The sequence below is a fragment of the Thalassospira permensis NBRC 106175 genome, from assembly GCF_000714555.1.
Classification (GTDB): Bacteria; Pseudomonadota; Alphaproteobacteria; order Rhodospirillales; family Thalassospiraceae; genus Thalassospira; species Thalassospira xiamenensis.
This window is the reverse complement of record NZ_AUNC01000071.1, coordinates 42,172-67,791: the sequence shown is the minus strand read 5'-3', so window position 1 is coordinate 67,791 and position 25,620 is coordinate 42,172. Positions and strand designations below refer to the sequence as shown.

The 25,620-nt window shown below is 51.8% G+C and carries 25 protein-coding genes; 7 read left to right on the top strand and 18 right to left on the bottom strand.

Features of this window, described 5'->3' with window-relative positions; translation table 11 throughout:
* Positions 1-43 precede the first annotated feature (43 nt).
* On the bottom strand, positions 44-913 hold the full coding sequence (gene rpoH / locus SMB34_RS19615; protein WP_037992565.1) for an RNA polymerase sigma factor RpoH: 870 nt from the start codon (positions 911-913) through the stop codon (positions 44-46).
* A 594-nt stretch (positions 914-1,507) separates the two neighbouring features.
* On the opposite strand from rpoH, the gene SMB34_RS20970 reads away from it, so the two are divergent.
* A complete protein-coding gene (locus SMB34_RS20970) occupies positions 1,508-2,047 on the top strand; it encodes a YchJ family protein (RefSeq protein ID WP_233421868.1) in 540 nt (179 codons plus the stop codon).
* On the opposite strand, the gene SMB34_RS19605 is transcribed toward SMB34_RS20970, so the two are convergent.
* The 17 genes from SMB34_RS19605 to SMB34_RS19525 form a co-directional block, all read right to left on the bottom strand.
* On the bottom strand, positions 2,044-2,463 hold the full coding sequence (locus tag SMB34_RS19605; protein ID WP_233421867.1) for an NUDIX domain-containing protein: 420 nt from the start codon (positions 2,461-2,463) through the stop codon (positions 2,044-2,046). The two genes, SMB34_RS20970 and SMB34_RS19605, sit on opposite strands and share 4 nt — an antisense overlap.
* Before the next feature lie 103 nt (positions 2,464-2,566).
* Entirely contained in the window at positions 2,567-3,439 is an 873-nt protein-coding gene (locus SMB34_RS20815) for a hypothetical protein (RefSeq protein WP_051682431.1), read from the bottom strand.
* A 147-nt stretch (positions 3,440-3,586) separates the two neighbouring features.
* Entirely contained in the window at positions 3,587-4,111 is a 525-nt protein-coding gene (ssb, locus tag SMB34_RS19595) for a single-stranded DNA-binding protein (RefSeq protein ID WP_007089593.1), read from the bottom strand.
* A 59-nt stretch (positions 4,112-4,170) separates the two neighbouring features.
* Positions 4,171-4,644, bottom strand: coding sequence for a GAF domain-containing protein (locus SMB34_RS19590; protein ID WP_007089594.1), 474 nt, complete (start codon positions 4,642-4,644; stop codon positions 4,171-4,173).
* A gap of 169 nt (positions 4,645-4,813) precedes the next feature.
* Complete coding sequence (locus SMB34_RS19585) at positions 4,814-5,884, bottom strand: sn-glycerol-3-phosphate import ATP-binding protein UgpC (protein WP_007089595.1); 1,071 nt, start codon at positions 5,882-5,884, stop codon at positions 4,814-4,816.
* A 63-nt stretch (positions 5,885-5,947) separates the two neighbouring features.
* Positions 5,948-6,802, bottom strand: coding sequence for a sn-glycerol-3-phosphate ABC transporter permease UgpE (gene ugpE / locus SMB34_RS19580; RefSeq protein ID WP_007089596.1), 855 nt, complete (start codon positions 6,800-6,802; stop codon positions 5,948-5,950).
* 11 nt (positions 6,803-6,813) lie between these two features.
* A complete protein-coding gene (locus tag SMB34_RS19575) occupies positions 6,814-7,692 on the bottom strand; it encodes an ABC transporter permease subunit (RefSeq protein WP_007089597.1) in 879 nt (292 codons plus the stop codon).
* An 80-nt stretch (positions 7,693-7,772) separates the two neighbouring features.
* A complete protein-coding gene (ugpB, locus tag SMB34_RS19570) occupies positions 7,773-9,071 on the bottom strand; it encodes a sn-glycerol-3-phosphate ABC transporter substrate-binding protein UgpB (protein WP_037992560.1) in 1,299 nt (432 codons plus the stop codon).
* 442 nt (positions 9,072-9,513) lie between these two features.
* Positions 9,514-10,374 (bottom strand): ABC transporter permease, encoded by an 861-nt coding sequence (locus tag SMB34_RS19565; protein ID WP_007089599.1) that lies wholly within the window; start codon positions 10,372-10,374, stop codon positions 9,514-9,516.
* Positions 10,375-10,388: 14 nt separating this feature from the next.
* Positions 10,389-11,270: an ABC transporter permease gene (locus tag SMB34_RS19560; protein WP_007089600.1), complete on the bottom strand. Its 882-nt coding sequence runs from the start codon at positions 11,268-11,270 to the stop codon at positions 10,389-10,391.
* Positions 11,267-12,379, bottom strand: a complete 1,113-nt coding sequence (locus SMB34_RS19555; RefSeq protein WP_037992643.1) for an ABC transporter ATP-binding protein — start codon at positions 12,377-12,379, stop codon at positions 11,267-11,269. Before SMB34_RS19555 ends, SMB34_RS19560 begins: the two co-directional genes overlap by 4 nt.
* Before the next feature lie 133 nt (positions 12,380-12,512).
* Positions 12,513-13,601 carry an extracellular solute-binding protein gene (locus SMB34_RS19550; RefSeq protein WP_110252359.1) on the bottom strand — a complete coding sequence of 363 codons (1,089 nt, stop codon included), beginning with the start codon at positions 13,599-13,601 and terminating at the stop codon, positions 12,513-12,515.
* A 306-nt stretch (positions 13,602-13,907) separates the two neighbouring features.
* Positions 13,908-15,026, bottom strand: a complete 1,119-nt coding sequence (locus SMB34_RS19545) for an ABC transporter ATP-binding protein (RefSeq protein ID WP_037992559.1) — start codon at positions 15,024-15,026, stop codon at positions 13,908-13,910.
* 27 nt (positions 15,027-15,053) lie between these two features.
* Positions 15,054-15,905: a carbohydrate ABC transporter permease gene (locus tag SMB34_RS19540; protein WP_037992558.1), complete on the bottom strand. Its 852-nt coding sequence runs from the start codon at positions 15,903-15,905 to the stop codon at positions 15,054-15,056.
* Between the two features lie 12 nt (positions 15,906-15,917).
* Positions 15,918-16,856, bottom strand: a complete 939-nt coding sequence (locus SMB34_RS19535; protein ID WP_037992557.1) for a carbohydrate ABC transporter permease — start codon at positions 16,854-16,856, stop codon at positions 15,918-15,920.
* Positions 16,857-17,045: 189 nt separating this feature from the next.
* On the bottom strand, positions 17,046-18,308 hold the full coding sequence (locus SMB34_RS19530) for an ABC transporter substrate-binding protein (RefSeq protein ID WP_037992556.1): 1,263 nt from the start codon (positions 18,306-18,308) through the stop codon (positions 17,046-17,048).
* A gap of 47 nt (positions 18,309-18,355) precedes the next feature.
* Positions 18,356-19,243, bottom strand: coding sequence for an N-acetylmuramic acid 6-phosphate etherase (locus SMB34_RS19525; RefSeq protein ID WP_037992553.1), 888 nt, complete (start codon positions 19,241-19,243; stop codon positions 18,356-18,358).
* Positions 19,244-19,509: 266 nt separating this feature from the next.
* Between SMB34_RS19525 and SMB34_RS19520 the strand changes: the two genes are divergently transcribed.
* From SMB34_RS19520 to fbaA, 6 genes are read left to right on the top strand one after another with little or no spacing between them, the layout of a single operon-like run.
* Positions 19,510-20,400 (top strand): glucosamine kinase nucleotide-binding domain-containing protein, encoded by an 891-nt coding sequence (locus SMB34_RS19520; protein WP_037992639.1) that lies wholly within the window; start codon positions 19,510-19,512, stop codon positions 20,398-20,400.
* Complete coding sequence (locus SMB34_RS19515; RefSeq protein WP_037992551.1) at positions 20,397-21,158, top strand: GntR family transcriptional regulator; 762 nt, start codon at positions 20,397-20,399, stop codon at positions 21,156-21,158. The genes SMB34_RS19520 and SMB34_RS19515 overlap by 4 nt, the downstream gene beginning before the upstream one ends.
* A 48-nt stretch (positions 21,159-21,206) precedes the next feature.
* Positions 21,207-22,250, top strand: coding sequence for an SIS domain-containing protein (locus SMB34_RS19510; RefSeq protein ID WP_037992549.1), 1,044 nt, complete (start codon positions 21,207-21,209; stop codon positions 22,248-22,250).
* The gene (gene nagA / locus SMB34_RS19505) at positions 22,250-23,386 is read left to right on the top strand and encodes an N-acetylglucosamine-6-phosphate deacetylase (protein ID WP_037992548.1); all 1,137 of its coding nucleotides are present in this window, start codon (positions 22,250-22,252) and stop codon (positions 23,384-23,386) included. The genes SMB34_RS19510 and nagA overlap by 1 nt, the downstream gene beginning before the upstream one ends.
* A gap of 43 nt (positions 23,387-23,429) precedes the next feature.
* On the top strand, positions 23,430-24,497 hold the full coding sequence (locus SMB34_RS19500) for a Gfo/Idh/MocA family protein (protein ID WP_037992545.1): 1,068 nt from the start codon (positions 23,430-23,432) through the stop codon (positions 24,495-24,497).
* 20 nt (positions 24,498-24,517) lie between these two features.
* Entirely contained in the window at positions 24,518-25,597 is a 1,080-nt protein-coding gene (gene fbaA / locus SMB34_RS19495) for a class II fructose-bisphosphate aldolase (RefSeq protein WP_037992544.1), read from the top strand.
* The last annotated feature ends 23 nt before the right edge of the window (positions 25,598-25,620 follow it).

The following is a 25,620-nucleotide window of genomic DNA, read 5'->3' as shown; positions in this document are numbered from 1 at the left end:
ACATCAGAAGATGCCGCCTTTTGATCGATTAGTGGAAATCTGATCACGCTGCAGCATGCTGCGTCAGAACAGATTCCTGAATTTTTTTGAATGCGCGCGCCTCAAGCTGACGAACACGTTCGCGACTTACGCCAAAGCGTTCGCCAAGTTTTTCAAGCGTAATCGGATCATCACTCAGGAAACGGGCTTCGATAATCTCACGCTCACGCTCTGGCAACTCACCCATCGCGCTTTTCAGCATGTCGTTATGTAAAACACGCTCCTCGGCATCTGCAACGATGCTTTCCGGGCTTGGTGCATCCGACGACAGAGTATCAAGATACTCCATGCCTTCGTCTTTCGGCATTGGTGTGTTAAGCGAGAAATCACGCGCTGCAAGGCGACGGTTCATTTCAAGCGCTTCTTTACCGGTCACGCCAAGCTTCTCGGCAACGGCATCTGCCTGTTCGGGTGACAGTTCGCCATTGTCATAGATGTTAAGCTGCTTTTTGGCTTTACGCAGGCTGAAAAACAGCTTTTTCTGCGCTGCCATGGTGCCAAGTTTCACCATCGACCAGCTGTGAAGGATATATTCGGTCACTGCCGCCTTGATCCACCACATTGCATAGGTCGACAGACGGAAACCACGTTCCGGATCGAATTTTTGAACAGCCCGCATCAAGCCGGTATTGCCCTCGGCCACCAGATCAGCCATTGGAAGGCCATAGCCCCGATAGCCGAACGCAATTTTTGCGACAAGACGCAAGTGACTTGTGACCAGCTTGTGAGCTGCATCCGTGTCATCATGCTCGTGATAGCGGCGTGCAAGCATATATTCTTCGTCTACGCTGAGCATCGGAAACTTCCAGACCTGTCTCAGGTAACCGGAGAAACCGTCGTCCTGCGGTACTGCAGGTAATTTAATCGTGCTCATATCATGTCCTCCAGAGAGGTTTACGCACCACGCCTGACAATTCTTCCTACGAATTCAAACAGACTTTAGATGACGCGCAAACACTGTCAGTTGTGACTTAAATCACGTGGACGACCGGCATTCATTTGGGGAAATGGTTTCGTCCGGTCGCAATTTCATCCCATAGGCCCTATGGGAGAGGACAGCAGACGCAAAGATAACGTATATTCATCGTGTCTCTTCCTTCCTCGAAGCAAATCGACAATTTACATGTCCGCCATTAGGCCGGAACATCATCCGGCGGTGCCATTGGGCCCCCACCCGCAAAAGTTAATATACCTAAATCCGACTAAATTCGTCAAGATAAACCTGACTGGATTTCAGCTATATTTAACTTTCAATATCAGTATTTTACATAATTTACCCGATAAACGCAGTCGGGAATTATCAATACCAATATCTTCACGCTAAAATCGATATACGGCAAAAAGAAGGCATACTGATTGTTTTTTGCAGCGTTTTAAGGCACCCCATAAAATGTGGTAATGGGACTGGTCGATACCCGCTCCTGTTGGGGCTGGTATGACACGACATTAACAATGCGTTTGAGCGAAAATGATTTATGTGACCAATGGACAGTTGCGATGTGCGATGCATAAACCTGCAGCCATAGGCCCCTGCCCTTGTGGAAAAGGCGAAAGTTTCGACAATTGCTGCGGGGCAATCCTGGCTGGAAAGCGAAAAGCCTCAACTGCCGAACAATTGATGCGTGCTCGTTACAGCGCATTTGTTTGCCGAGACGCGGATTACCTTCTGGCAACACTGGCTCCGGAAAAGGCATCAGGATTTGATCAGGATCAGATCAGGTCGGACAGATGCGAATGGACTGGACTGGAAATAATTGCGACGGATAAAGGCGGCATTCTTGATCAGAATGGTATTGTCGAATTCGTTGCCCGGTTTCGCGATAGGGGTACCGATCATGTCTTGCACGAAATATCCCGATTTGAACGCCGCAACGGGAACTGGCTTTATATAGATGGTAAATTTCCCGAACAACGAAACCTAAAAACTGTTCTTAACTCCGTCAACATTGGCCGCAATGATCCCTGCCCTTGTGGTTCGGGCAAGAAATATAAAAAGTGTTGCGGTTAAGGCGATGCCTGCTCTCCCGCAAACCCTACTTCAAGCGCCCAACGATGAAATGGCCGGATCAATTTTTGATGCGCATCATCATAGGCAAGCCAGATCAGTTCATGATCCGGTTCAACCGGCGGCCCAAGTCGTTCGGTGAACTCGCACAGGAAGAACACACCGCGCTTGAGCCGAAACCGGCCTTTGGTAAAATTGCTGACATATTGTGAAGCAATTCCAAGACGATTGCGAATATCTATCCTGTAACCGGATTCTTCATATGCTTCGCGATGCAAGGCATCACGCTCACTTTCGCCACGCTCGACCCCGCCCCCGATGAGAACAACGCCTTTGGGAGTGCGCGCAACCGCAACCTCACCGGCATCGTTGAGGATGACGGCATAGACACAGTCCTGCACGATGTAGTTTCTACCCATGTCCGGGTTACCAAAGATCGGTCCGACCAAATTTATATTCCCGGATTTGAATACCGCGCAAATGTTCAAACGAACACATTATATGTTTGAAGTTACAACAATTTCAAATTGCTCGCGCCTGATCAAGCAGCAATTGACAACGAACAGCATCCAGCCGTAATTCGCTTTGCCGGGCGGCGGCGAAGTGTCTTTTAAGGTCATCATTTGATACCGGCATTTCAAGACCGCCGAACTCGGATATCAGACGTTTGGCATGGTTTTCAGGCAATACCCGATCTTGAAACCTGCCCTTGGTCAGGAACCTCTCCGCTAACGCGAAATCGAGTTGCATATTGCGATACAGGATCGTCTGGTAATTCGCATGCGCTTCGGGCTTCCCGTCCGCCGAAACAAAGAAGATCGGGAACATAACGGCCAATTCAGGCAAAAGCCGGTTTGGATAGATATTACCCTTCCAGTATTTCTCAGCGAGCCCGGCATAGGTGTCATAGTCCGAGATCGAATAGAATCGGGCCTTGGCCAGCGGAAGGATTTCCACCTTTGGCTTGGTGATCGTCACTGTATCATTGGAAACATCGACGTAAAGATCGCCGAACTGGAAAGCATTCTGAAAATATTCGTGTCGAAGATTGCCCCAAACACGTTTGGCTATTCCACCATTCAGACAAAAATCTCGTAACGCGCCAATCCCCACGGTCTGTGGCGCCTGCAACTCATGCTCCAAAAGCTCTTTGACGCCTTTGGTGATTTCATAGCAGTATCCTTGGGGATATTCGCCTTTTTTCGGGTGCCGGGCCTGATCAAACTCACGATCAAACTGCAATCTCAGACGTAGCAAGTCGTCTTGCAATTTCCGGATGTGCGGCAACAGAAACTTCTTTGTCAGCTTCACCTGCTTGAAGTTCGTCGGCATTAGCTGTTCTTCTTCTGCCTGCTGCTTTATGAAATCAAGGGTCAACTTGCCATTCGATGTCATGGGAATGCTACTTTTCACAGATGCGAGGCTGGGAACCGGAAGATCGGCTGGGTGGCTTATTCAGATGCACTCTTCTGGCATGAACAAAAATGCCCCCGGAAAAGCAAGTTCCCGAGGGCATCAACAAGTCTTGCAACCAACCGCGTCTTAGAACGGAATTTCGTCATCAAGGTCCGGTGCTCCGGCAGGCGCAGAACCGCCGCCCGACGAGCTACCATTGCCCCAACCGGCATCCGATCCGCCGCCATAACCGCCACCATTGTCCGATCCATAGCTGCCGCCAGAGCTTGCGCCGCCGCCACCCATGCCGCCGCCTTCGCCGCGGTTGTCGAGCATGGTCAGGTTCGAGTTGAATCCTTCAAGCACGATTTCAGTGGTGTAATTGTCCTTGCCGTCCTGCCCCTGCCATTTGCGGGTGCGAAGCTGGCCTTCGATATAAAGCTTGCTGCCTTTTTTCACAAAGCGTTCAACCACATCGGCCAAACCTTCGTTGAAAACGACGATGCGATGCCATTCGGTGCGCTCGCGACGCTCGCCCGACTGGCGGTCTCGCCACTGTTCCGAGGTCGCAATGCTGAAATTGGCAATCTTTTTGCCAGCCTGGGTGAAACGAATTTCAGGATCGCGGCCGAGGTTCCCGACGAGAATGACTTTATTGACACTGCCAGCCATGGGTTATCTTCCAAAGTTTGTGTTGTCCGCCGTTTCGTATGAACGAAACTGGTGAGTTATCATTGCGCAAAAATGCGCTGCATTAAAGTTTCAAGTGCGATGCGATCAGTATCGTCGAACGAACCAGCCTCGACACTATCGACGTCGAGCACCGCAATCAACTGTCCTTGCGCATTCAGCACCGGCACGACAATCTCGGAGTTCGACCGGCTGTCACAGGCGATATGCCCCGGAAAAGCGTGAACATCTTCAACAACCTGGGTTTTGAGCGTCGCAGCAGCTGTGCCGCAAACACCGCGACCAAACGGAATGCGCAGGCACCCCAAAGTCCCCTGATAAGGCCCGACGACCAGTTCATTTTCTTTCGCTGGATCAACGATATAAAAGCCAGTCCAGAAATAATAGTCGAACTTTTGTGCAAGAATACAGCTGATTGTCGCCATCAGCGCGGTGACGTTGGTTTCACCCTCGGTGATGCTGATCAGTTCTTTTTCAGCTTCCTGATAAAGAACCTGTTTCTGTTCGGCGTTCACATGATGCTCCTGCGTTGTATGGCCAAGGAACTACCTGCTTGGCTGTATCGAAACAAGGACAAAATTAACCCGGTTACGCATTCCCTCCGTCTAAAAAACAGCCCCGGCACGATAGACGCACCGGGGCCGCTGCAGACCGGCTTGCGACGAACCAGAGATCAAATCAAGATCAGAGACGCTTGCCACTGTCCCTGTCAAACAGATGTACCTGATCGGTTGTGGTCGAAAGTGCCAGTTCCTGTCCTTTGGCAAACTGATGCGTGCCCTGCATGCGCAACGTCACACTTTCATTCTTTTCACCGAATTCAAGATAGACCAGCGTTTCCGCACCAAGCGATTCAATCATTCGAACCCTGGCCTTCAATGCACCACTGCCATCGACAGTCAGGGTAAAGTGTTCTGGACGGACCCCGACCACCAGTTCTCGACCGGCCTCGATCTGATGATCAAGATCGATCTTGCTGCCATCGCCGATAACGACGTGGCTTTTGTCATCCGAAACCGTCCCGTTCAGGAAGTTCATTGACGGCGATCCGATGAAGCTTGCGACAAAGAGGCTGGCCGGTTTTTCATATATTTCAATCGGCGTACCAATTTGTTCGGCAACGCCGGCATTCATGACAATCAGGCGATCTGCCAGTGTCATGGCTTCGACCTGATCATGCGTCACATAAACTGACGTAATTCCAAGACGTTGCTGAAGGTTCTTGATCTCAAGCCTCATATCGACACGAAGCTTTGCATCAAGGTTCGACAGCGGCTCATCAAACAGAAAAACCTTTGGTTCGCGCACAATTGCACGCCCCATTGCCACACGCTGGCGTTGCCCGCCCGAGAGCTGCTGCGGTTTGCGTTCCAGATAATCGTCAAGCTGCAGAATCTTGGCGGCATCTCGAACGCGGGTGTCGATTTCCACCTTGCTGTATCCGCGATTTTTAAGACCATACGCCATGTTGGCATAGTTGGTCATATGCGGATAAAGCGCATAGTTCTGAAACACCATCGCGATGTCACGATCAGCCGGCGCAACATTGTTGACAACCCGGTCATCGATTTTGATCTCGCCACCTGTAATGCTTTCAAGGCCCGCGATCATTCGCAGAAGTGTTGATTTGCCACAGCCCGACGGGCCGACCAGAACGGTGAATTCCCCGTCACCAATATGAAGATCGATACCATGCAAAGCCTTGAAGCCGTTGTCATAGGTTTTTTCAGCCCGATTAAGGGTAACAGTTGCCATTTTCGTATCCTGTATGCGGATCTGTGTATCTTTAAATCACTGATATCAAATGGTTGATCGAGCCTATTTTTCGGTTTCGACCAGACCTTTTACGAACATTCGCTGGAAAATCACCACCACCAGTACCGGCGGGATGGTTGCCATGATTGTCAGTGCAAATGCCTTGGGGAACTGCGGAATCTGGCCGCCTTCATAAAGCGAATTATAAACCTGCTTGATCCCGATCACGATGGTGTAAAGCTGATCATCAGTAGTCATCAGCAACGGCCAAAGATACTGGTTCCAGCCAACCACAAACATGATGATAAAGATCGCAGCAATCATGGTGACCGAAAGCGGCACCAGGATATCGATGAAGAAACGAAGCGGCCCTGCCCCATCCAGACGCGCGGCTTCCAAAAGCTCATCCGGAACAGATCTGAAAAACTGACGGAAGAAAAACGTACCTGTTGCCGACGCAATCAGCGGTAGGATCAAGCCGGTATAGGTATTGAGTAGCCCAAGGCTTGATACCACCTCGTAGGATGGCACAATTCGCACTTCAAGAGGCAGCAAAAGGGTCGAGAAAATGACCCAGAATATCGGCACCGCGAGCCGGAAGCGGAAATAGACGATCGCATATGCCGCCATCATTGAAATGATGACTTTGCCAATCGCAAAGCCAAGTCCAAGAACCATGCTGTTAAACAGCATTTCAAGCGCCGTAACACGGCCTTTTGTTGCTGCCGTGTCAAACAGGATCGCGCCATAATTTTCAAGGAAATGTCCGCCAAACCAGAACTGCAAGCCGTTCTGAAACAGAAATTCACGCGTATGGGTCGATGAAACGAACGCAATCCATACCGGCAGGATCATAAAGAGCGATCCAAGAATAAGGATCACATGATTGGTAATAGAACGCCATTTTGACTGATACATGACGCGTCCCCCTAATAATGCACTTTGCGTTCGATAAATCGGAACTGGAACACAGTCAGCACGCTGACCATGATCATCAGCAGCACGGATTGCGCCGAACTACCGCCCATATCCGCTCCAAGGAAACCGTCGACATAAACCTTGTAAACAAGGGTTGCTGTCGCACCACCCGGTGATCCCTTGGTCGAAACATCGATGATCCCGAACGTTTCAAAGAACGCATAGGTCAGGTTGATCACCATCAGGAAGAATGTGGTTGGCGCCAGCAGAGGGAAGGTAATCGTCCAGAAACGACGTTCCGCACTTTTGCAATCCAGCGTGGCGGCTTCAGTTACCGATTTTGGAATTCCCTGCAAACCTGACAGGAAGAAAATGAAATTCACACTGACCTGTTTCCACACGGCAATCAGTGTCACGACAAATGCCGCATCATTGGCGTTCTGGATGTGATTGAACTCAAACCCGAAGCTGTTGAACAGCTTGTATAGATCTCCCATCAACGGGTTGAACAACATATTGCCCAGCAAGCCAGCCACAGGCGGCGCAACGGCATATCCCCACATCAAAAGCGTTTTATATGATTTGGCTCCACGGATCACTTCATCGGCCCGAACGGCAAGAAACAGCGAAATCGCGATGGAAATGAATGCCACAAGGAAGGAAAAGACAGCTGTGAAAATGGCTGACTTCAGCCAGCTGCTGCTCGAAAGCACATCCTCAAAATTTCGGAACCAAACAAATTGCGAGGACATGCCAAAGGCGTCCTCAAGCAGGAAAGACTGATAAACTGCCTGTGCGGCAGGCCACAGGAAAAATATCGCAATAATCAGAATTTGTGGTGCCACAAAAAAGTATGGCACCGGGCTGTGCCCGAATTGTACGCGTTTCATTGCTGACGCAACCCCAAGACCGGTCCAGGAATCGAAAAACAGGGCGGCCGGTAAAAGCCGCCCTGTCAGCGAGATAATGCTTAGTTCGAATAGGTATCGTGGAAGCGTTTCAGAAGCGCATTGCCTTCTTCCTCGATCGTAACAAAAGCTTGATCGATGGTTGCTTCACCATTCATCATCTTGTCGACTTCGCGATAGATGACTTCACGGATCTGAACGTAGAAACCAAGGCGATAACCTTTGGTCCACTCTCCACCTTCTTCGGAAAGCTGCTGAATGCCGACTTCGGCGTCCGGGCTTTCGTTATAGTAGCCTTCTTTCTTGGCAAGTTCGTAGGCCGCGGTGGTGATCGGAACATAACCGGTTTCTTTGTGCCAGTAGAACTGGGTTTCCGGTTTGGTCAGGAACTCGAAGAATTTGGCAACGCCGGCATCTTCTTCTGCACTGTGGCCAGAGAATGCGAACAGCGAGGCACCACCGATGAAGGTCGATTTCGGCGCGTCACCAACGCCTTCCCAATATGGAAGGGTCGAAGTGCCAAATTCAAACTGTGCAGATTTTTTCAGACCACCGAACGAGCCGGAAGAACCGAGCCACATTGCGGCTTTCTGCTGCAGGAAGGCGTCCTGGTTGGCGCCCCATGCGCGGCCATAGTAACCGAAATAACCGGCATCTTTCCATTCTTTGACGTGCTTCCAGTGATCTTTGAGCGCGTCATTGTTGTATAGAAGTTCAACATCCGTGCTATCATAACCATTGTTGGCGGTTGCCATCTGAAGGTTGTGACGCGACATGAAGTTTTCAAAGAAGATCCACGGGCTGTGTGACTCGGCAAGGCCTTCGAAACCGGCTTCTTTCAGCTTCGGTGCGATTTCTTCGAATTCCTGCCAGGTTTTCGGCACCTCAACACCGGCTTTGGCCAACGCATCTTTGTTGAAATAAAGCAGCGGGGTCGAGCTGTTGAACGGCATGCCAATCATCTTGCCGTCGGAATCGGCATAGAAGTAGCGAACCCCCGGGATGTAATCATTGATGTCAAACTTGACACCATTTGACTGCATAAGGTCCTGAACCGGTTTAACAGCGCCTTTGGCGTTAATGATGGTTGCAGCACCGGCATCGAAGATCTGGATGATGTTCGGCTGGTTTTTCGCGCGGAAAGCAGCAATACCGGCCGTCATCGTGTCTTCGTAACCGCCTTTGTTCACAGCAACCAGTTGATATTCGTCTTGGCTGGCGTTGAAGTCGGCAGTGATCTGATTGACGACATCGCCCAGTGCGCCGTCCATGGCATGCCACCAGGTGATCTCGGTCGCAGCATTCGCTGTGCCGCCCAGTGCGAACACAGCTGCTGCTGCCATCAGGGTTTTGCGAAACATGATCTTCTATCTCCCAAATAAAAACTCGTTCGCGCCAACCGCCTGTTGATCGGTCGACACAACGCATTCGTTTTCATTCGAGGGGGACGTTTCCTCAAGTGACAGTTTTCGGAAATTTACTTTTGATGCGCGAAATGACCTTAAAAACTGTCAGTTTTTGATTTTTATTGTGTATTCGACCCCTTCAAATGTTCATATGAACATCTCATAAATCGAACAGCTTGCAAAGGCTTTCAATCCTGATGAATGGCATTAATGTCTTTCACATGCGCACATTTAACATTTCCCCAGATTTTTCGGCACTTTCACAAATATTACAAAGTCATGCACTTGCAACAACGCATTGCAACAACTCCATTTGCATATGCAAAACGGGTACCCAAAGGATACCCGTTCAATGTTCATTTGCGAACATGGATCGCTGCATCTTGACGCTGTAATCTCAGGTGGAATTCCTGTCACGCTGAACAAAAACGGAAAGCAATGCCAAGCCGCCAGAAACCACCATAAGCAGCAGGGACAGCGCGTTCAGAACCGGTGTTGATCCCTGTTTGAGGCGGTCAAACATGGCAATGGTCAACGGCGCATCAGATCCGACTAGCATCAGTGTTGTGTTGAAATTTTCAAACGACATCAGGAATGCAACGATCCCCGCCCCGATCAATGCCGGTTTCAGGAATGGGATGGTAACCGTCCAAAGAGCTGCCTGTCGTGTTGCACCAAGATTAAGTGCGGCTTCTTCCAGGCTGATGTCAAATTTGCGAAGACGCGCAGAAATCACCAGCGTCGTTATCGTAGTGATAAAGGCAAATTGTCCGATAATCACCAGAAACAGCCCCGGTCGCAGGAAATCAAGATCCCATCCAATCGCTTCTTCAATTCCGTTTGCAATGGCATTGGAAAAGACCAGAATCGATATGCCCAATATGACCCCGGGAATAACCAAGGGCGACAACGCCACCACATAAAGCAGATTTTTTCCCGGAAACTGCGCACGTTCAAACAGGAACGCATTGCAGGTTCCGACAGTAACCGACAGCAAGGTCACCCAAAATGCGACAAAGGCTGAAACCCCAACGCTTTCCAGCAACTTGCCGTCATTGAATATTCCGATATACGGACCGTCGCTGCCAAAGAACCATTTGAGTGTGCCTCCCTCCCATGGCATGGACGGGAACAAGCTATCATTGAAGGCAAACACACCAACAACAATCAACGGCGCACTAAGGTAGATGAAAAATAGAGCGATATACCCTGCGTAAATGCCTTTGTAAAAGCGCGGCTGCGGAATGCTCGGAATCATGGCGGTTTCCTCCCTCAGCTCACGGTTTCTGAAAGTGTCTGGCGGCTCAGCTTCAGACCGATCCAAACAATCATCGATGACAGAACCAGCAGCAGGAACCCGAATGCCGATCCGGATTCCCAGTTAAACCGCGTGATGAACTGTGTATAGATTTGCTCGGTAAACCAAAGGCTATCCTTGCCGCCCAAAAGGTTCGGGGTCAGATAGTTACCAAGTGTCAGCATGAAAACAACGATGCAGCCTGACGCGATTCCGGGCATGGCATGCGGAATGACGATATCGCGTGTCACCGTGAATGCATTTCCGCCAAGGTCATAGCCTGCCTCAATCAAACTGTCGTCAAGGCTGTCAAGTACTGACACAAGAGGCACGACCATGAACAACATCGACGTATATACAAGCCCCACCATGATGGTGGCATCATTATAAAGCATCTCAACAGGCCCATCGGCGATCCCGGCCCATTGCAGGAAATTGCTGATCACACCGCTTTCGCGCAGCAAAATCATCCAGCCAAACGTCCGCACCAGCTCTGATACCCAGAACGGGATCAGACATAGCAGGAACAAAACATTCTTGCCTTTGCCCCGCATGACTTTGGCGATGTAATAGGAAACAGGAAAACCGATCAAAAGCGTAAGTACGGTCGCCATGATCGACATCACCGCCGTTCGAACATAGGTGTTCCAATAAAGCGGCTCGACAAAAAACTCGGTGTAATTGATCAGGCTGAATTCGTACTTGCCATATGAAATCCGTTCACGCAGCGACACAAGCAACAAGTCGACATGCGGCAGGATCACCAGCAAAAACAGCCAAAGCAACAAGGGCATAGCCAGCAATAGCGCGCCAAAGCGAACAGCCCCGCCAGTGCCCGAGGATGCAGGATTTGTCATGCTGTCGCCTCTTGATTTTGTGCTGCGACAAAGCATCGGGTCTGTTCAGCCCCCCAGGTCAAATTGACCAGATCACCGGATTTCAGATTGGCAAAAACACCCGTTTGCGGTAACGCAACCGTCATTTCATGGCCCGTTGCCTTATCGCGGACCTGAACACTGCTGGCGGCACCATTAAACAGAACATTGTCAACTTTTGCGGCAATCGCATTGTCAGTCTTGCCCTGCCCGTCAATCGCGATGGCTTCCGGACGGACAAAAACATCAACAGGTTGCCCTTCAGCCAGTGTTGGATGAGTCTTGCGAGATGCCAGAACGGCCCCACCGGTCGGTAGATTGATAACGATATGATCGTCATGCGTCATGCCAACCGTCCCCTTCCAGCGATTGCTTTCTCCAACAAATCCGGCAACGAAAGCCGTATGCGGGTTGTAATAAAGATCCTGCGGAGCCCCAACCTGCTCAAACCGGCCTGCATTCATGACGGCCACCTGATCGGACATTACCAAGGCTTCGGATTGGTCGTGCGTGATGTAAACAAAGGTCGTGCCGATCTCGTGCTGCAATTGCTTGAGCTCCACCTTCATATGCTCACGCAACTTGAGATCAAGAGCGCCGAGCGGCTCATCAAGCAGCAGCACCGCTGGTTCCAGCACAAGGCAGCGAGCAATTGCGATACGCTGTTTCTGCCCTCCAGAAAGCTGACTGATCTGTTTGGGGCCGGAATCCGGCAACCCGACACGTGCCAGTGTATCAATGACCTTTTTCTCGATTGTAGCCCGATCAGCACCACGGCGTTTCAGTCCGTATGCCACGTTCTCCGAAACATTCATCATCGGAAACAGCGCCAGATGCTGAAATACCATATTCACCGGTCGACGGTTTGGCGGGACACCCAGCACCGATGATCCCTTGATAAGGATATCGCCCGATGTCGGTGCCTGAAACCCGGCCAGCATGCGCAACAGCGTGGTTTTACCGCAACCACTTGGCCCCAGAATAGAAAAGAAGGACCCTTTGGGAATCGTAAGTGAAATCGAATCTACCGCGGTAAAAGCGTCAAACTTTTTGACCACGTCACGACATTCAAGGTCGAATTGATCTGCCATAGGAGCCTGCTTGAAATGAATTACCGATGCCAGCTTGAACCCGGCTATCGCAGAAATGAAAAAATGCAATGTCCCCGGCAACATATGCCGGGGACATTATCATCCGATCCAAACAGGATCAGAGCAACTTGGCTTACGACTGTGCTGCTTTCACACGATCAAGCGTTTTGCCTTCAAGGGTTTCCAGGCCAGCCGGAACCGTCGGATACCATTTAATGTTATCAAGGGCTTCGGCTGGGAAGCTTCCCTGGAACTGCGCCTTCAGCTTGTCATCCGCAAACTCGTCCGCACCTTTGGATGCGGTAAAGTTACCGGCACTTGCGGTGATTTTGGCAGCAATCTCAGGCTGCATGACGAAATTGATCCACTTGTAAGCAGCATCTTCGTTATCGGATTTGCGCGGCAAGACGAAGGTATCGATCCAGCCCAATGCACCTGATGCAGGGGCAACAAACGTGATATCGGCGTTGTCGTTATTGAGTTTCCAGCCACCGGTATCCCATGCCATTGCGGCAACAACTTCGCCCGACCGCACAAGGTTAAGCAGTGCATCGCCGCCTTCCCAATAGGTTTTGACGTTTGGCTTGCACTCAACCAGCTTTTTCTCAACCGCATCAAGAATTTCCTGATACTTGGCTTCATCGCCATATGCCGCAAACGGGTCCATACCCATTGCAAAAGCAAATCCGATCAGGGTTGGACGTTTCAGGCGATAGGAAACCTTGCCCGAAATATCGGCATTGCAAAGATCGGTATAATCTTTGACGTCACCAGCTTTGGTCGTGTCAACGATCAGGCCGCTGGTCCCCCAGACATGTGGGACACCATAAACCTCGCCATCAAGCGTGGTATTTTTCTTGGTTGCTTCCAGCATCGACGGAATGAACTTCGCAGCATCAATCTTGGAAAGATCAATCGGCTTGTAAATGCCATATTCGAGCTGTGCACCAGAAATGCGGTCCTGGGACGGCTGGGCAAGATCGAAACCGCCACCACCGGTAGCACGCAGTTTGGAAATCATGTCTTCGTTGTTCGAAAGCGTGACTTCAACGTCGATTCCGGTCTCTTTCTCAAACATCTCGACGACGTCATCCGGGGCATATCCACCCCAGGTCAGCAAACGAAGCTCTTCAGCCTGTGCGTTTGCACCAAGCATCGCCATTCCGGCAAGAGCAGTAAGCCCCAGCAAAGAACCGCGCAGTGCGCCATGCTTTTTCGACATTATTTTACCTCTCTGTTGACGTGACGGCACTTCCCCTGTCCGGCGTCAATGCATTCTAGGGCATTGCTAACGTTCCGGGACAGCACCAGTATCGCAAGAAACTCTGTTGAAACGAAAGCAAAATCGATCATTTTGCGTTCTTTTGAACAATTCGTTTCAATTCTCGCCGTGAAACCGGACTTTCTGCAAGTTAAACTTCTGCAACAATTTTTCGGAATTTCGGGCCCCAAACGCATCTGCTTGCAAATAAAAAAGGGGCAGCCAAACCGGCTACCCCTTCATGTCTAAATATCTGGAAGCTAAACTCTATTCGGCGGCACTATATTCCGGTGGGCATTGAAGCTTGTCATAGGCCTTTCCGTTGGCATCAAACAGATGAGAAGCCCCGGCTTCGGCTGCGGCACTGAGAGTTTCGCCAATTTTAATACGGCTGTGGCCAGGCGCGCGAACTGTGAAGCGGTCCCCATTCGCCAGCTTGAGGTACAGATAGGTAGAGTCGCCGAGCTTCTCGACAACATCGACCTCGCCGGAAATCGACAAATCCCCCTGCTCACCCGGTGAAAGATGCTCCGGCCGGACTCCCAGTTCGACATCCTTGCCGACATCACCTGCGGGCACGTCAAACGGCAGAACAGCCTTGGCGCCTCCCGGCACGGTAACGGTTACCTTGCCCTGTTCGACGGCATCAATATGAACCGTTGTGAAATTCATTGCAGGCGATCCGATAAAACCGGCAACAAAGCGTGTTTGCGGATGATGATAAAGCTGCATCGGTGATCCGACCTGCTCGACATTGCCGGCATTCATCACAACGATCTTGTCGGCAAGCGTCATCGCTTCGACCTGATCATGTGTGACGTAGACAATCGTTGATTTTAGTTCCTGATGCAGCTTGGCGATCTCGATACGGGTTTGAACGCGCAACGCCGCATCCAGGTTCGACAGTGGTTCATCAAACAGGAAAACTTTCGGCTGACGCACAATGGCGCGACCAATTGCGACACGCTGACGTTGCCCGCCCGACAATTCAGAAGGACGACGATCCAGCAGCTTGTCCAGTTGCAGAATGCGGGCGGCTTCTCGCACCCGCTGGTCAATCGCGCTTTTGTCGTGATTGGCAAGCTTCAAGCCGAACGCCATATTTTTATAGACCGTCATATGCGGATAAAGCGCATAGGACTGGAATACCATCGCAATCCCGCGGTCGCGCGGGCTTTTGGTATTGACGATATCCCCGTCGATCATCAGATCACCACCGGTGATATCTTCCAGACCGGCAATGATACGCAGTAACGTCGATTTGCCGCAGCCGGACGGCCCAACAAATACGACGAACTCTCCGTCCTTCACATCCAGATCAATGCCATGCAGCACGTCAACAGCGCCATAGCTTTTGCGGATCTGGTCCAGTTTCAAATCAGCCATTTAGGTAAGCTCCTGTCACAATCATACTCATTTCACCGCGCCAGATGTCAGGCCGCGAATGAGTTGTCGGGAGAAAATCAGATAAAGAATCAGGATCGGAATGATCGCGAGGCTCAACGATGCCAGAACCGCGTTCCAGTCGGTAACGTACTGTCCAATGAATTGCTGGATACCAAGCGTAATGGTCTGCTTGCCATCCCCCGGGGCAAGGATCAGCGGGAACCAAAGATCATTCCAGATCGGGATCATGGTAAACACGGCGACCGTTGCCACGGCCGGTCGGATCAGCGGCAGGATAACTGCAAAGAAAATCTTGAATTCACCGACCCCGTCGCAACGGGCGGCTTCTTTCAAATCCTTGGGTATCTGGTGCATGAATTCTGTCAGGATAAAGATCGCCAAAGGCAACCCCTGCGCCACATAGACCAACACAAGTGCGGTCAACGTATTGATCAATCCCAACTCCACAATCAGGTTCAGGATTGAAACCGATCCCAGACGGATCGGAACCATGATGCCAACAGCCAGATACAGCGCAAGCCACGTATTGCCCGGAAACTTGTATTCCGAAAGCGCCCAGGCGGCCATCGATGCAAGCAGCAGAACAATAACGATGGTAACGACGGTTACGGTAAAGCTGTTAAAGAAAAACAGCTCGAAATTCGACTTGGCCAGGACTTTGGTAAAACCGTCAAGACTAAAGGTTTCCGCATTCGGCAACCCCATCGGGTCTTTAAAAATACCTTTGCGGGATTTGAATGCGTTGATGATCACGAGAAAGATCGGATACAGCGCCACCAACGTGTAGGTCAGCAGGATCGCATGCACGATCACGGCACGCGACATGTCTTCCCTGCGAATATTTTTATTCATCATCATCTGGCCGCCTCCTTACAACTGGTAGCGCGCCAGACGGCGCTGCACGGCGAACAGATAGAACAGAACACCAGCAAGAATGATCAGGAACATCAGTGACGCGACCGTCGCCCCCAGGCTCGGATCGCCAAGCTGCAACTGGTAGCCAAAGAATGTGCGATAGAACAGTGTGCCCATGATATCGGTCGAGAAATTCGGACCGGCCAACGCACCCTTTACGGCATAAATCAGGTCGAACGCATTGAAGTTACCCACAAATGTCAGGATCGACACCATCGCAACCGTCGGCAGAACCAGCGGCAGCTTGATATGCAGAAACACCTCGAAATGGGTCGCGCCATCGACAATCGCCGCATCGACCAGATCATCGGGGATAGCCAGAAGGGCCGCATAAATCAGCATCAGCGGGATGCCGACCCACTGCCAGACCGAGATAAAGGAAAGCGTGATCAGGGCCGAACCTTCCTTGCCAAGCCACGGACCAAACAGTGATTTCAGGCCGAAAATATCAAGGATATCGACGCCCACACCCCAGACAGGGCTCAGGATCAGTTGCCAGATGAAACCGACAATCACCACCGACAGCATGGTTGGCATGATCATCATCGTGCGATAGGTGTTGCGGAACCTCAGTTGCGGAAGGCTTAAAATACCCGCAAGCGCGATCCCGATCGGGTTCTGCACCAGCATGTGAACCGCAAAGAATTTCATGTTGTTCCAGAAACTGTTCCAGAAGGTCGCCGACCAGTCCGGATCTCCCAGAATGGTTCGATAGTTATCGAAACCGACAAAGGCCATCTCCCCGCCGCTTGGCGTGGAATAAAAACTGAGACGTATGGAATCGATCAGCGGATAGATCATGAACAATGTGTAGATGATCGTCGCAGGTGCCAGAAAGGCAAACACAGGCAATTTTGCCTTGCGCCAATCGGTCATGGGCCCGGAATGCGCCATACCTTATCCTGTCTTTCTGAGATTAAGCGTAAGGGGAACGCGCCCCCGGTCGAAAGCGTTCATCTAAGCGCCTGATTGCAGTCCTGTCCGCCGCATTTGTCAATCAGCGTGATCTGCGGAACTGCAACATATTACTGCGGATACAAGGATGGCAGGCGCAAGAAGTCACCTGCCATCTGTATTCAGGCCTTACTGATGCGGCGCATACCACTTCGCAAGTCCGGCTTCGGTAGCTTTGCCTGCCTCTTCCGGGGTAACGGTGCCGTTGATAACCTGTGCGGAAATGTTCCACAGTTCGTTTTCAAGGTTCGGCGTGCCGCGTGACAGAATCTGATACGAGTTACGAATGGTTGACTCGCATTTCTGGCGCCAGCTGACGAACTCGTTGGCAACCGGATCGCTGATTTCAACCTTGTGGTTCGACAACGAGAAGAAACCCGGCAGCGCGTTCGAATAAAGCGACGCAAATTCCGAACCGGTCATCCATTCGAGAAAGATCTTTGCTTCGGCGGCATTCGGCGATTTGGCATTCAGACCCAGCGCGATATCGGTATGATCACTGATATAGCAGGTATCCGAACCCGCAGCCGGGGGCGGTGGGAAGGCACCGAATTCAAAATCGGCCTGGCTGTTAAACAGGGAAATATCCCACGAACCGGCCGGATAAACTGCCGCGCGACCAAGCGAGAACAGGTTCTGCGCATCCGGATAGGAAATGGCTTCATAACCGTCCGGCAGATAGTTCGACCAGCTCGCCAGTTCAGTAAAGGTATCAATATACGGCTTGTCGGTGAATTTCTGGCTACCATCGATCAGGGCTTTACGGCCCTCTTCGCCTTTCCAGTAATTCGGACCAATGTTCTGGAAGCCCATTGTGGCGGCTTCCCACTGATCAGCAGTCCCCATTGCCATCGGGATATAGCTGCCTTCTTCCTTGATTTTATCAAGGGCGGCATAGAACTCTTCGCGGGTTTTCGGCACTTCTACACCGGCCGCCTCGAAGGCTTCCTTGTTATAAATAAAGCCATGAATAACCGATGCCATTGGCAGACAGAAGGTGGCGGAACCATCATCGGTCTGCCATGCGGATTTCGCAACGTCCGAGAAATTGTCCATCCCCTTGATGTCATCAAGCGGTGCAAGATTTCCCTGCTTGTAAAGTTCAAGCGACGCATCGAACGGACGGCAGGTAATCAGATCGCCAGCAGTACCGCCTGCGAATTTCGCATTGATCAGCGCGTTATAATCTGTCGGCGGGGTCGGCGAGAAAGTCACCTTGATTTCAGGATATTCCTTGTTAAAGGCCGGAATAATCTGATCATTCCAGATATCGATATCGTCGTTACGCCAGCTCTCGATCACGAGTTCGCCGGCAGATGCCATCAACGGAACCAGGGCGACACTTGCCGCCAGGGCCGCTGCCAGGCCTTTTGCAAACACTTTATTCGACATTTATGCCTCCTCTGATCAATGTCGGCGGACTGCTATCCCTGCAGATGTCAGTCCTTATACTCAAGCGCTGCCCGGAGATTTCCGTTAAACATCGCAAGAATTTCTTTGGCTTTCGCGGTCTCGTGCCCTTTGGCAATCAGGACCGCGATGCGGATATCAAACTGTGCTTTTTCAAGGGCGCTTTCGGCATTCCGCGCATCGCAACCAGCAATATGCCCCGTAATGCGGATGGCGCGATCATGCAACTTGATGTTTTCGGCACGCATGCCGACCATCAGATTATCAAAAAGTCGCCCCAGCTTGCTCATGACAAGCGATGAAAGGATATTTATGGCAGCCTTCTGCGCGGTCCCTGCCCCCATCCGGGTTGAGCCAGCGATAACTTCGGGCGCGCTATCAAGAAAAATACCGCACTCTGCCGTCGTCAAAAGTTTGCCATCAGGGTTATTGCAAAGACCAACGGTGTAAGCACCGCGCTCGCGGGCCAGTTTAACGGCGCGCAATGTATAAGGCGTAGAGCCACTGGCCGCGACGGCAATGACCGCGTCACCTTCACCTATGCGATGTCGGGTAATTTCATTTTCGGCTGCTTTGGTATCGTCTTCAGCGGAATTGAATACACCCGGCTCGCTTTGTAAACCGCCTGCCAACATGACAATGGTCATGTCTTCGGGCCAGCCAAAAGTTCCGCCAAGTTCCTTGGCATCCTGCCAGGCCACCGTGCCGGAAGTTCCAGCACCAACATAAACGAGACGCCCGCCGCCCTCCAGGCGACGTGCTATCCCGTTTGCAGCTATTGCCATATCCGACAGGACCGGCCCCAGCGATGCGACCGCGCGCATCTGGCCTTCCCACAAAACCATAAGGAAATCGGCGTCGGACCACCGATCCAACCCGGCAAAGCGCATATCAAATTCTTCAGTGCGTGATGCCATTTTCCAATCTCCCTCCATCAATTAAATACCATTATGATACCAGCAAGGCAAGGCACTTCCTGCACGTACCCCGAAATTTACTCAAATGCACCTCATATTTCACTTGTTTTCAAATAGATAATAGGTGATTTCAATTTATCACCGGCAGCGCCATCCTTATCTACACAATGCCAAAATGGGACCGAGAACAGCATTAGTGGATTTATATTGGTATTGCTTTTCAAGATACCACTCTGCTATGATCCCTTCAGTTAGGGATGGTCGGAATGCAAAACGCACAAAAAGAAAAGCTCTACCTTGGCATTGATGGTGGCGGTACGCGCTGCCGGGCGCGCATTGTCAATAGCGCGGGCGAAACCCTCGGTGAAGCCATGCGCGGCGGGGCAAATACCCGCCTTGGCATAAACCACGTCTTTGGTGAAATCATTGCCGCTGCGACCATGGCACTCAAGGAAGCAGGCCTTTCCGACAGCCGCATTTCGGATTTGCACGCAGGACTTGGACTGGCCGGTTTGCCGTTGGAGCGCGAACGCAAACTTGCCGAATCCTATAAACATCCGTTCGCCAGTGCCTGTTTTGCGACCGATGCCTACACTGCATGCCTTGGCGCACATGATGGTGCTGATGGTGCCATATTGATTGTTGGAACCGGTACCTGCGGACAGGCGATTGTCGAGGGTCGTGAATTGGCACTTGCTGGTTGGGGCTTCGAGATTTCTGATATCGGAAGCGGCGCCCGTATTGGCCGGACGGCGATTGAAACCGCCCTGCTTGCCCACGAAGGTTTGGCGGTGTCATCCGAACTGACTCGCGCCGTCATGAAACATTTTAACGACAATCCAGAAGAAATCGTCGCTTTTGCCGAGAAAGCCCGACCAGCTGATTATGGCGCATTCTGCCCAATGGTATTCGATGCCGACAGCCATGGTGACTCGACTGCCGCCGCCATCATTGATGTTGCTGTAACCGCAAATCGCAATATTCTGCACAAGCTTCAGGAATTCGGCGCGAAACGGCTGAGTTTGATGGGCGGCCTTGCCGAGCAGATGGCCAAACGCATGCCTGACGATATCCGGTCCGATCTGGTTCCGGCACAAAACGATGCCCTGCATGGGGCAATCCTGATGGCCAGGAAATATCAAAAGGTGCATGCATGATCAGTACAGCAGACGTCATCGCAAGCCTGCGTGCCCGGGACATCGAAAATATCGGTCATGGCCCGCTGTATCGCCGCCTGCAAACGGCAATCAAGGCCGTTATCGATGATGGTATCCTGAAAGTCGATGACGCCCTGCCAAGCGAACGCGATCTAGCTAATGAACTTGGTATTTCACGCGTTACCGTACGAAATGCCATGCGTGCCCTTGTAGAAGAAGGCGTCCTTGTACAGCGTCACGGCGCAGGCACATTTGTCGCCCCGCGCGTTGAACAGGCCCTTTCGCGCCTGACATCCTTTACCGAGGATATGATCACGCGTGGTATGAAGCCCGGTGCAGTCTGGATTGAAAAAACCCTCGGTCATGCCTCGCCCGAAGAAGCCATGGCGCTTAATCTTTCGCCGGGTACAGAAGTAACAAGGTTGCGGCGTTTACGTACAGCCAATGACAAACCGATGGCTCTCGAATACGCAGTCGTGCCACGCGCCTTCCTGCCAAGCCCGGATGAAGTCGAAAAGTCGCTTTATGATGCGCTGGCAAAATACGGCAAAAAGCCTGAACGCGCTCTTCAACGTCTTCGGGCTGAACTGTTTGATGGCGAAACGGCAAAAATCCTTGGCGTACCTGATGGCAGCGCAGCCCTTTACATCGAACGCCGTTCCTTCCTTGCGAACGGCACCCCTGTCGAATTCACCCGTTCCTATTACCGTGGCGACAGTTACGACTTCATCGCCGAAATGCAAGTTGATGCGCGTTGAAAATGATCGCGTCGCACGTCGCCCCAAAAGTTTGAGGAAACACTCGATATGAGCACGCGCTGGAAACCAAAAACCCAGATGGGTCGCGAACTGGCCGAAGCCCCGGTCGTCGTTGCCAAGCAGCTTGATCATAACAAGGCTGCAATTGATGCTCTGGTCGCAGACCTGCGTGCCAACCCGCCGAAATTCGTTGTGACGTGTGGGCGCGGCAGCTCTGATCATGCAACGCTTTATGCAAAATATCTGATTGAAAGCCAGCTTGGTATTCCGGTCGTATCTGCGGCCCCATCGATCGTCTCGATATATAACCGGTCTATCGCCAGCAAGGACGCCCTGTTCATTGCCGTCTCCCAGTCGGGCAAAAGCCCGGACTTGGTCAAGAATGCCGAGGCCGCCCATAATGCCGGTGCCCGCACCCTGGCATTGGTCAATGTCGTTGATTCCCCGTTGGCCGATACGGTTGACCATGTCATTCCGCTGATGGCAGGACCTGAAACAAGTGTTGCCGCCACTAAATCCTATATCGCAACCCTTTCTGCCATCGCACAGATCGTTGGGGGATGGACCCGGGATCCAGCCTTTAACAAAGCACTTTCCACCCTGCCCGCGTCACTAGAAAAGGCACTTGGCAAGGATTGGCTTGATGCTGCTGACGCGATTGCGAAATCAAACGGTCTTTATGTGATCGGCCGAGGTCCGGCCTTTGCCATCGCACAGGAAGCAGCCCTTAAATTCAAGGAAACCAGTAGCTTGCATGCCGAAGCTTTCAGCGCAGCCGAAGTGAAGCATGGCCCGATGGCACTGGTAACCAAGGACTTCCCGTTGCTGGTATTTTCCCAACAGGATGCATCGCGCGAAAGTGTCGAGGGTTTCCTCGAAGAAATGCGGGCGAAAACCAATAATCTGTTCGCCGCCGAAACCGGTCACGCTGATATCAAGGGCCATCTTCCGGTGGTCGAGGATATCCACCCGCTTCTGGCCCCCATCGCAATGATCCAGACATTCTATACGCTCGCAGAACATGTTGCGCTGGAACGTGGTTGCAATCCAGATGCGCCACCACACCTGTCCAAAGTAACGGAGACGCACTGATGACCGATTTTGCCATTACCAATGCACGTGTCTTTGACGGTACAGATTTCCATAACGGCAAAGCTGTCATTGTCCGGAACGGCAAGGTAGATGCAATTGTCGAAAGCAGCGATATTACTGAAAACATCAACGTGATTGATGCAAAAAATCAGACACTTGCACCGGGCCTTATCGATGTTCAGGTCAATGGTGGCGGCGGTGTGTTGCTGAATGACGAACCCGATGTCGACGGTATTCGTGCGATTATGGCTGCCCACCGTAAATATGGCACCACGGCCATGCTGCCGACCCTGATCACCGATCACCGCGATAAAATGGAAGCCGCGATAACGGCCGTCACCGATGCGATCAGCCAGGATGTGCCGGGCATTGTCGGCATCCATCTGGAAGGCCCGTATCTGAATGCCGAACGCAAAGGCGTGCATGACGCGAACATCATCCGCCCGATGGAAGGTGACGCGATTGATCTTCTGACCCGCCTTACCAATGGCCGTATCCTGGTGACCATGGCCCCGGAAAAGGCCGCCAAAGGCACAATTAAAAAGCTGGCTGATCGTGGCGTTCTGGTTTGTGCCGGTCATACTGCAGGCACTTATAACCACGTACAGGCTGCCATTGCCGAAGGCATGCGCGGCTTCACGCATTTGTTTAATGCCATGAGCCCGATGACCCACCGTGAACCCGGTGTTGCCGGTGCGGCGATGGCCGATGACAGCACCTGGTGCGGATTGATCGCTGATGGCTATCATGTGCATCCAGCCGTTCTGAAGGTTGCCATTCACGCCAAGGCCAAAGGCAAGATCATGCTGGTGACCGACGCCATGCCAACAGTCGGGGCTGACGAAAAACGCTTTGTTCTGGGTGGCGAGGAGATCATGGCCACCGATGGTCGCTGCGCGCTGGCTGATGGTACATTGGCCGGATCGGACCTCGACATGATCGCCGCGGTTAAGAATTGCGTCGAAATGGTCGGCATCGATCTTGGCGAAGCCCTTCGCATGGCATCCCTGTATCCGGCCGCGTTCCTGAAACTTGACGATGTCATGGGTCGCATCGCACCGGGCTATCAGGCCGACATGATCCTGTTTGATGACGATTACAACGTCACTCGCAGCTGGATCAAAGGCGTAGAATAATCTCAATACAACAAAGCATTAAAAACTTATCAGGAGGCACAACATGAAGCCGGTTCGTATTCTTGTCGTCGGTCTTGGCAATATGGGATTATCGCATGCCAAAGCCTATCACGCGCTTGAAGGGTACGAAATCGTCGGACTGTGTGCCCGTTCCGAAATCCCGGCAGAAAACCTTCCGGATGGTTTTGCCGCCTACCCGCAATTTACCGATTTTCATACTGCCCTGGCGGCAACAAAACCTGATGCAGTTTCGATCAACACATATACCGAAACCCATGCTGATTTTGCCATCGCCGCATTTGAAGCCGGGGCGCATGTCTTTATTGAAAAGCCGTTGGCAGCTACTGCCGAGGATGCCGAACGTGTGGTCAATGCAGCCAAAAAGCACGGTCGCAAACTGGTGATCGGCTATATCCTGCGCCATCATCCGTCTTGGGAAAAGTTCGTTGAAGTTGCAAAGACACTCGGCAAGCCGCTCGTCATGCGCATGAACCTGAACCAACAAAGCAGCGGTGCTTTCTGGGAAACCCATAAACGGTTGCTCAACAGTGTTTCACCGATTGTCGATTGTGGTGTGCATTATCTTGACATGATGTGCCTGATGACCGGCGCAAAACCGGTATCGGTCAGCGCCATCGGCGTACGCCTGTCTGATGAAGTTGCACCTGAAATGTATAACTATGGTCAGTTGCAGGTGCGCTTTGATGACGGATCAGTTGGCTGGTACGAGGCCGGTTGGGGACCAATGATCAGCGAAACCGCCTTTTTCGTCAAAGATGTGATCGGACCGAAAGGCTGTGTTTCCATCACCGATGTTGAAGAAAAAGGTGCCGGTTCAGCCGATATCGACACCCACACAAAGACGAATGCCTTAAAGCTTCACCATGCTGCCACAGATGCTGCCGGAAAATTTACACAATCTGACGAAATCATCCGCACAGACGACGAGCCCGATCATGACGGCCTGTGTCTGCGTGAACAGCAATTTTTCCTAAAGTCTATAATGGAAAACCTTGACCTTACGCAGCATATGGAAGATGCATTGGGCTCCTTACGGATTGCCCTCGCTGCGGATCAGTCGGTGCGCACGGGGGAAACAATAATACTCTGACCCCCAGGAGGAGTACCCACATGCCTTCCGTTAAACCCGGTGTTGTTACCGGTTCTGCCTATCGTGACCTTGTCGCTGCCTGCAAGCAGGACGGTTACGCCCTTCCCGCCGTCAATATCACATCGTCCAGCACGATGAATGCCGCCCTTGAAGCCGCTGCAAATGCCGGTTCTGACATCATCATTCAGCTTTCGAATGGCGGTGCACAGTTCTTTGCCGGCAAGGGCATCAAGGACGCTGCGGCTGCCCGTGTGGTAGGCGCCGTTTCGGCGGCACGCCATGCCCAGCTGATGGCTGAATATTATGGTGTTGCTGTCGTCATGCATACCGACCACGCAAACCGGAAATTCGTTCCGTGGGTCGATGAAATGCTGAAATGGAGCGAAAAGGCCTATGCCGAGACCGGCAAGGCGCTTTATAGCTCCCATATGCTGGACCTGTCCGAGGAACCGCTCGAAGACAACCTGTCGACCTGCGAAGAGTTCCTCAAACGCATGTCGAAAATCGAAATGAGTCTGGAAATCGAACTGGGCGTGACCGGCGGCGAAGAAGACGGTATCGGCCATGACCTTGATACTAGTGTCGAGGAAATTGATCCGCGCCTTTATACCCGCCCAGAAGAAGTCGAAGAAGCATACCGCCGCCTTGCTCCGCTTGGCCATTTCTCGGTCGCGGCGGCATTCGGTAACGTTCACGGTGTTTATAAACCTGGCAACGTCAAACTTCGTCCGGAAATCCTTCTGGAATCCCAGAAATACGTTTCGGAAAAGCATAACCTTGGCGACCGGCCGCTGGACTTCGTATTCCATGGCGGTTCGGGTTCGGAAAAAGAAAAAATCGAAGAAGCCGTCAGCTACGGCGTCTTCAAGATGAATATCGATACCGATACCCAGTTCGCCTATTCGCGCCCGGTTGGCGAATATGTCGAAGCCAATGCACGTGCTTTCAAATATCAGGTCGATCCGGATACCGATCAGCCCTACAAAAAACAGTACGACCCGCGCGTATGGGTCCGCGAAGCCGAACTCTCGATGGCGGCCCGCCTCGAAGAAGCTTTCAAGGATCTTGGCGCAACCGGTCGGTCGGTTACCAAAGGGTGATCCTTTAGGATTGCAAAAGCATG

Excerpts from the sequence above, each read along its gene's own strand:
- rpoH (WP_037992565.1), bottom strand. The coding sequence starts at position 913 with ATGAGCACGATTAAATTACCTGCAGTACCGCAGGACGACGGTTTCTCC.
- SMB34_RS20970 (WP_233421868.1), top strand. The coding sequence starts at position 1,508 with ATGATTTATGTGACCAATGGACAGTTGCGATGTGCGATGCATAAACCT.
- SMB34_RS19605 (WP_233421867.1), bottom strand. The coding sequence starts at position 2,463 with ATGGGTAGAAACTACATCGTGCAGGACTGTGTCTATGCCGTCATCCTC.
- SMB34_RS20815 (WP_051682431.1), bottom strand. The coding sequence starts at position 3,439 with ATGACATCGAATGGCAAGTTGACCCTTGATTTCATAAAGCAGCAGGCA.
- ssb (WP_007089593.1), bottom strand. The coding sequence starts at position 4,111 with ATGGCTGGCAGTGTCAATAAAGTCATTCTCGTCGGGAACCTCGGCCGC.
- SMB34_RS19585 (WP_007089595.1), bottom strand. The coding sequence starts at position 5,884 with ATGGCAACTGTTACCCTTAATCGGGCTGAAAAAACCTATGACAACGGC.
- ugpE (WP_007089596.1), bottom strand. The coding sequence starts at position 6,802 with ATGTATCAGTCAAAATGGCGTTCTATTACCAATCATGTGATCCTTATT.
- SMB34_RS19575 (WP_007089597.1), bottom strand. The coding sequence starts at position 7,692 with ATGAAACGCGTACAATTCGGGCACAGCCCGGTGCCATACTTTTTTGTG.
- ugpB (WP_037992560.1), bottom strand. The coding sequence starts at position 9,071 with ATGTTTCGCAAAACCCTGATGGCAGCAGCAGCTGTGTTCGCACTGGGC.
- SMB34_RS19565 (WP_007089599.1), bottom strand. The coding sequence starts at position 10,374 with ATGATTCCGAGCATTCCGCAGCCGCGCTTTTACAAAGGCATTTACGCA.
- SMB34_RS19560 (WP_007089600.1), bottom strand. The coding sequence starts at position 11,270 with ATGACAAATCCTGCATCCTCGGGCACTGGCGGGGCTGTTCGCTTTGGC.
- SMB34_RS19555 (WP_037992643.1), bottom strand. The coding sequence starts at position 12,379 with ATGGCAGATCAATTCGACCTTGAATGTCGTGACGTGGTCAAAAAGTTT.
- SMB34_RS19550 (WP_110252359.1), bottom strand. The coding sequence starts at position 13,601 with ATGTCGAAAAAGCATGGCGCACTGCGCGGTTCTTTGCTGGGGCTTACT.
- SMB34_RS19545 (WP_037992559.1), bottom strand. The coding sequence starts at position 15,026 with ATGGCTGATTTGAAACTGGACCAGATCCGCAAAAGCTATGGCGCTGTT.
- SMB34_RS19540 (WP_037992558.1), bottom strand. The coding sequence starts at position 15,905 with ATGATGATGAATAAAAATATTCGCAGGGAAGACATGTCGCGTGCCGTG.
- SMB34_RS19535 (WP_037992557.1), bottom strand. The coding sequence starts at position 16,856 with ATGGCGCATTCCGGGCCCATGACCGATTGGCGCAAGGCAAAATTGCCT.
- SMB34_RS19530 (WP_037992556.1), bottom strand. The coding sequence starts at position 18,308 with ATGTCGAATAAAGTGTTTGCAAAAGGCCTGGCAGCGGCCCTGGCGGCA.
- SMB34_RS19525 (WP_037992553.1), bottom strand. The coding sequence starts at position 19,243 with ATGGCATCACGCACTGAAGAATTTGATATGCGCTTTGCCGGGTTGGAT.
- SMB34_RS19520 (WP_037992639.1), top strand. The coding sequence starts at position 19,510 with ATGCAAAACGCACAAAAAGAAAAGCTCTACCTTGGCATTGATGGTGGC.
- SMB34_RS19515 (WP_037992551.1), top strand. The coding sequence starts at position 20,397 with ATGATCAGTACAGCAGACGTCATCGCAAGCCTGCGTGCCCGGGACATC.
- SMB34_RS19510 (WP_037992549.1), top strand. The coding sequence starts at position 21,207 with ATGAGCACGCGCTGGAAACCAAAAACCCAGATGGGTCGCGAACTGGCC.
- nagA (WP_037992548.1), top strand. The coding sequence starts at position 22,250 with ATGACCGATTTTGCCATTACCAATGCACGTGTCTTTGACGGTACAGAT.
- SMB34_RS19500 (WP_037992545.1), top strand. The coding sequence starts at position 23,430 with ATGAAGCCGGTTCGTATTCTTGTCGTCGGTCTTGGCAATATGGGATTA.
- fbaA (WP_037992544.1), top strand. The coding sequence starts at position 24,518 with ATGCCTTCCGTTAAACCCGGTGTTGTTACCGGTTCTGCCTATCGTGAC.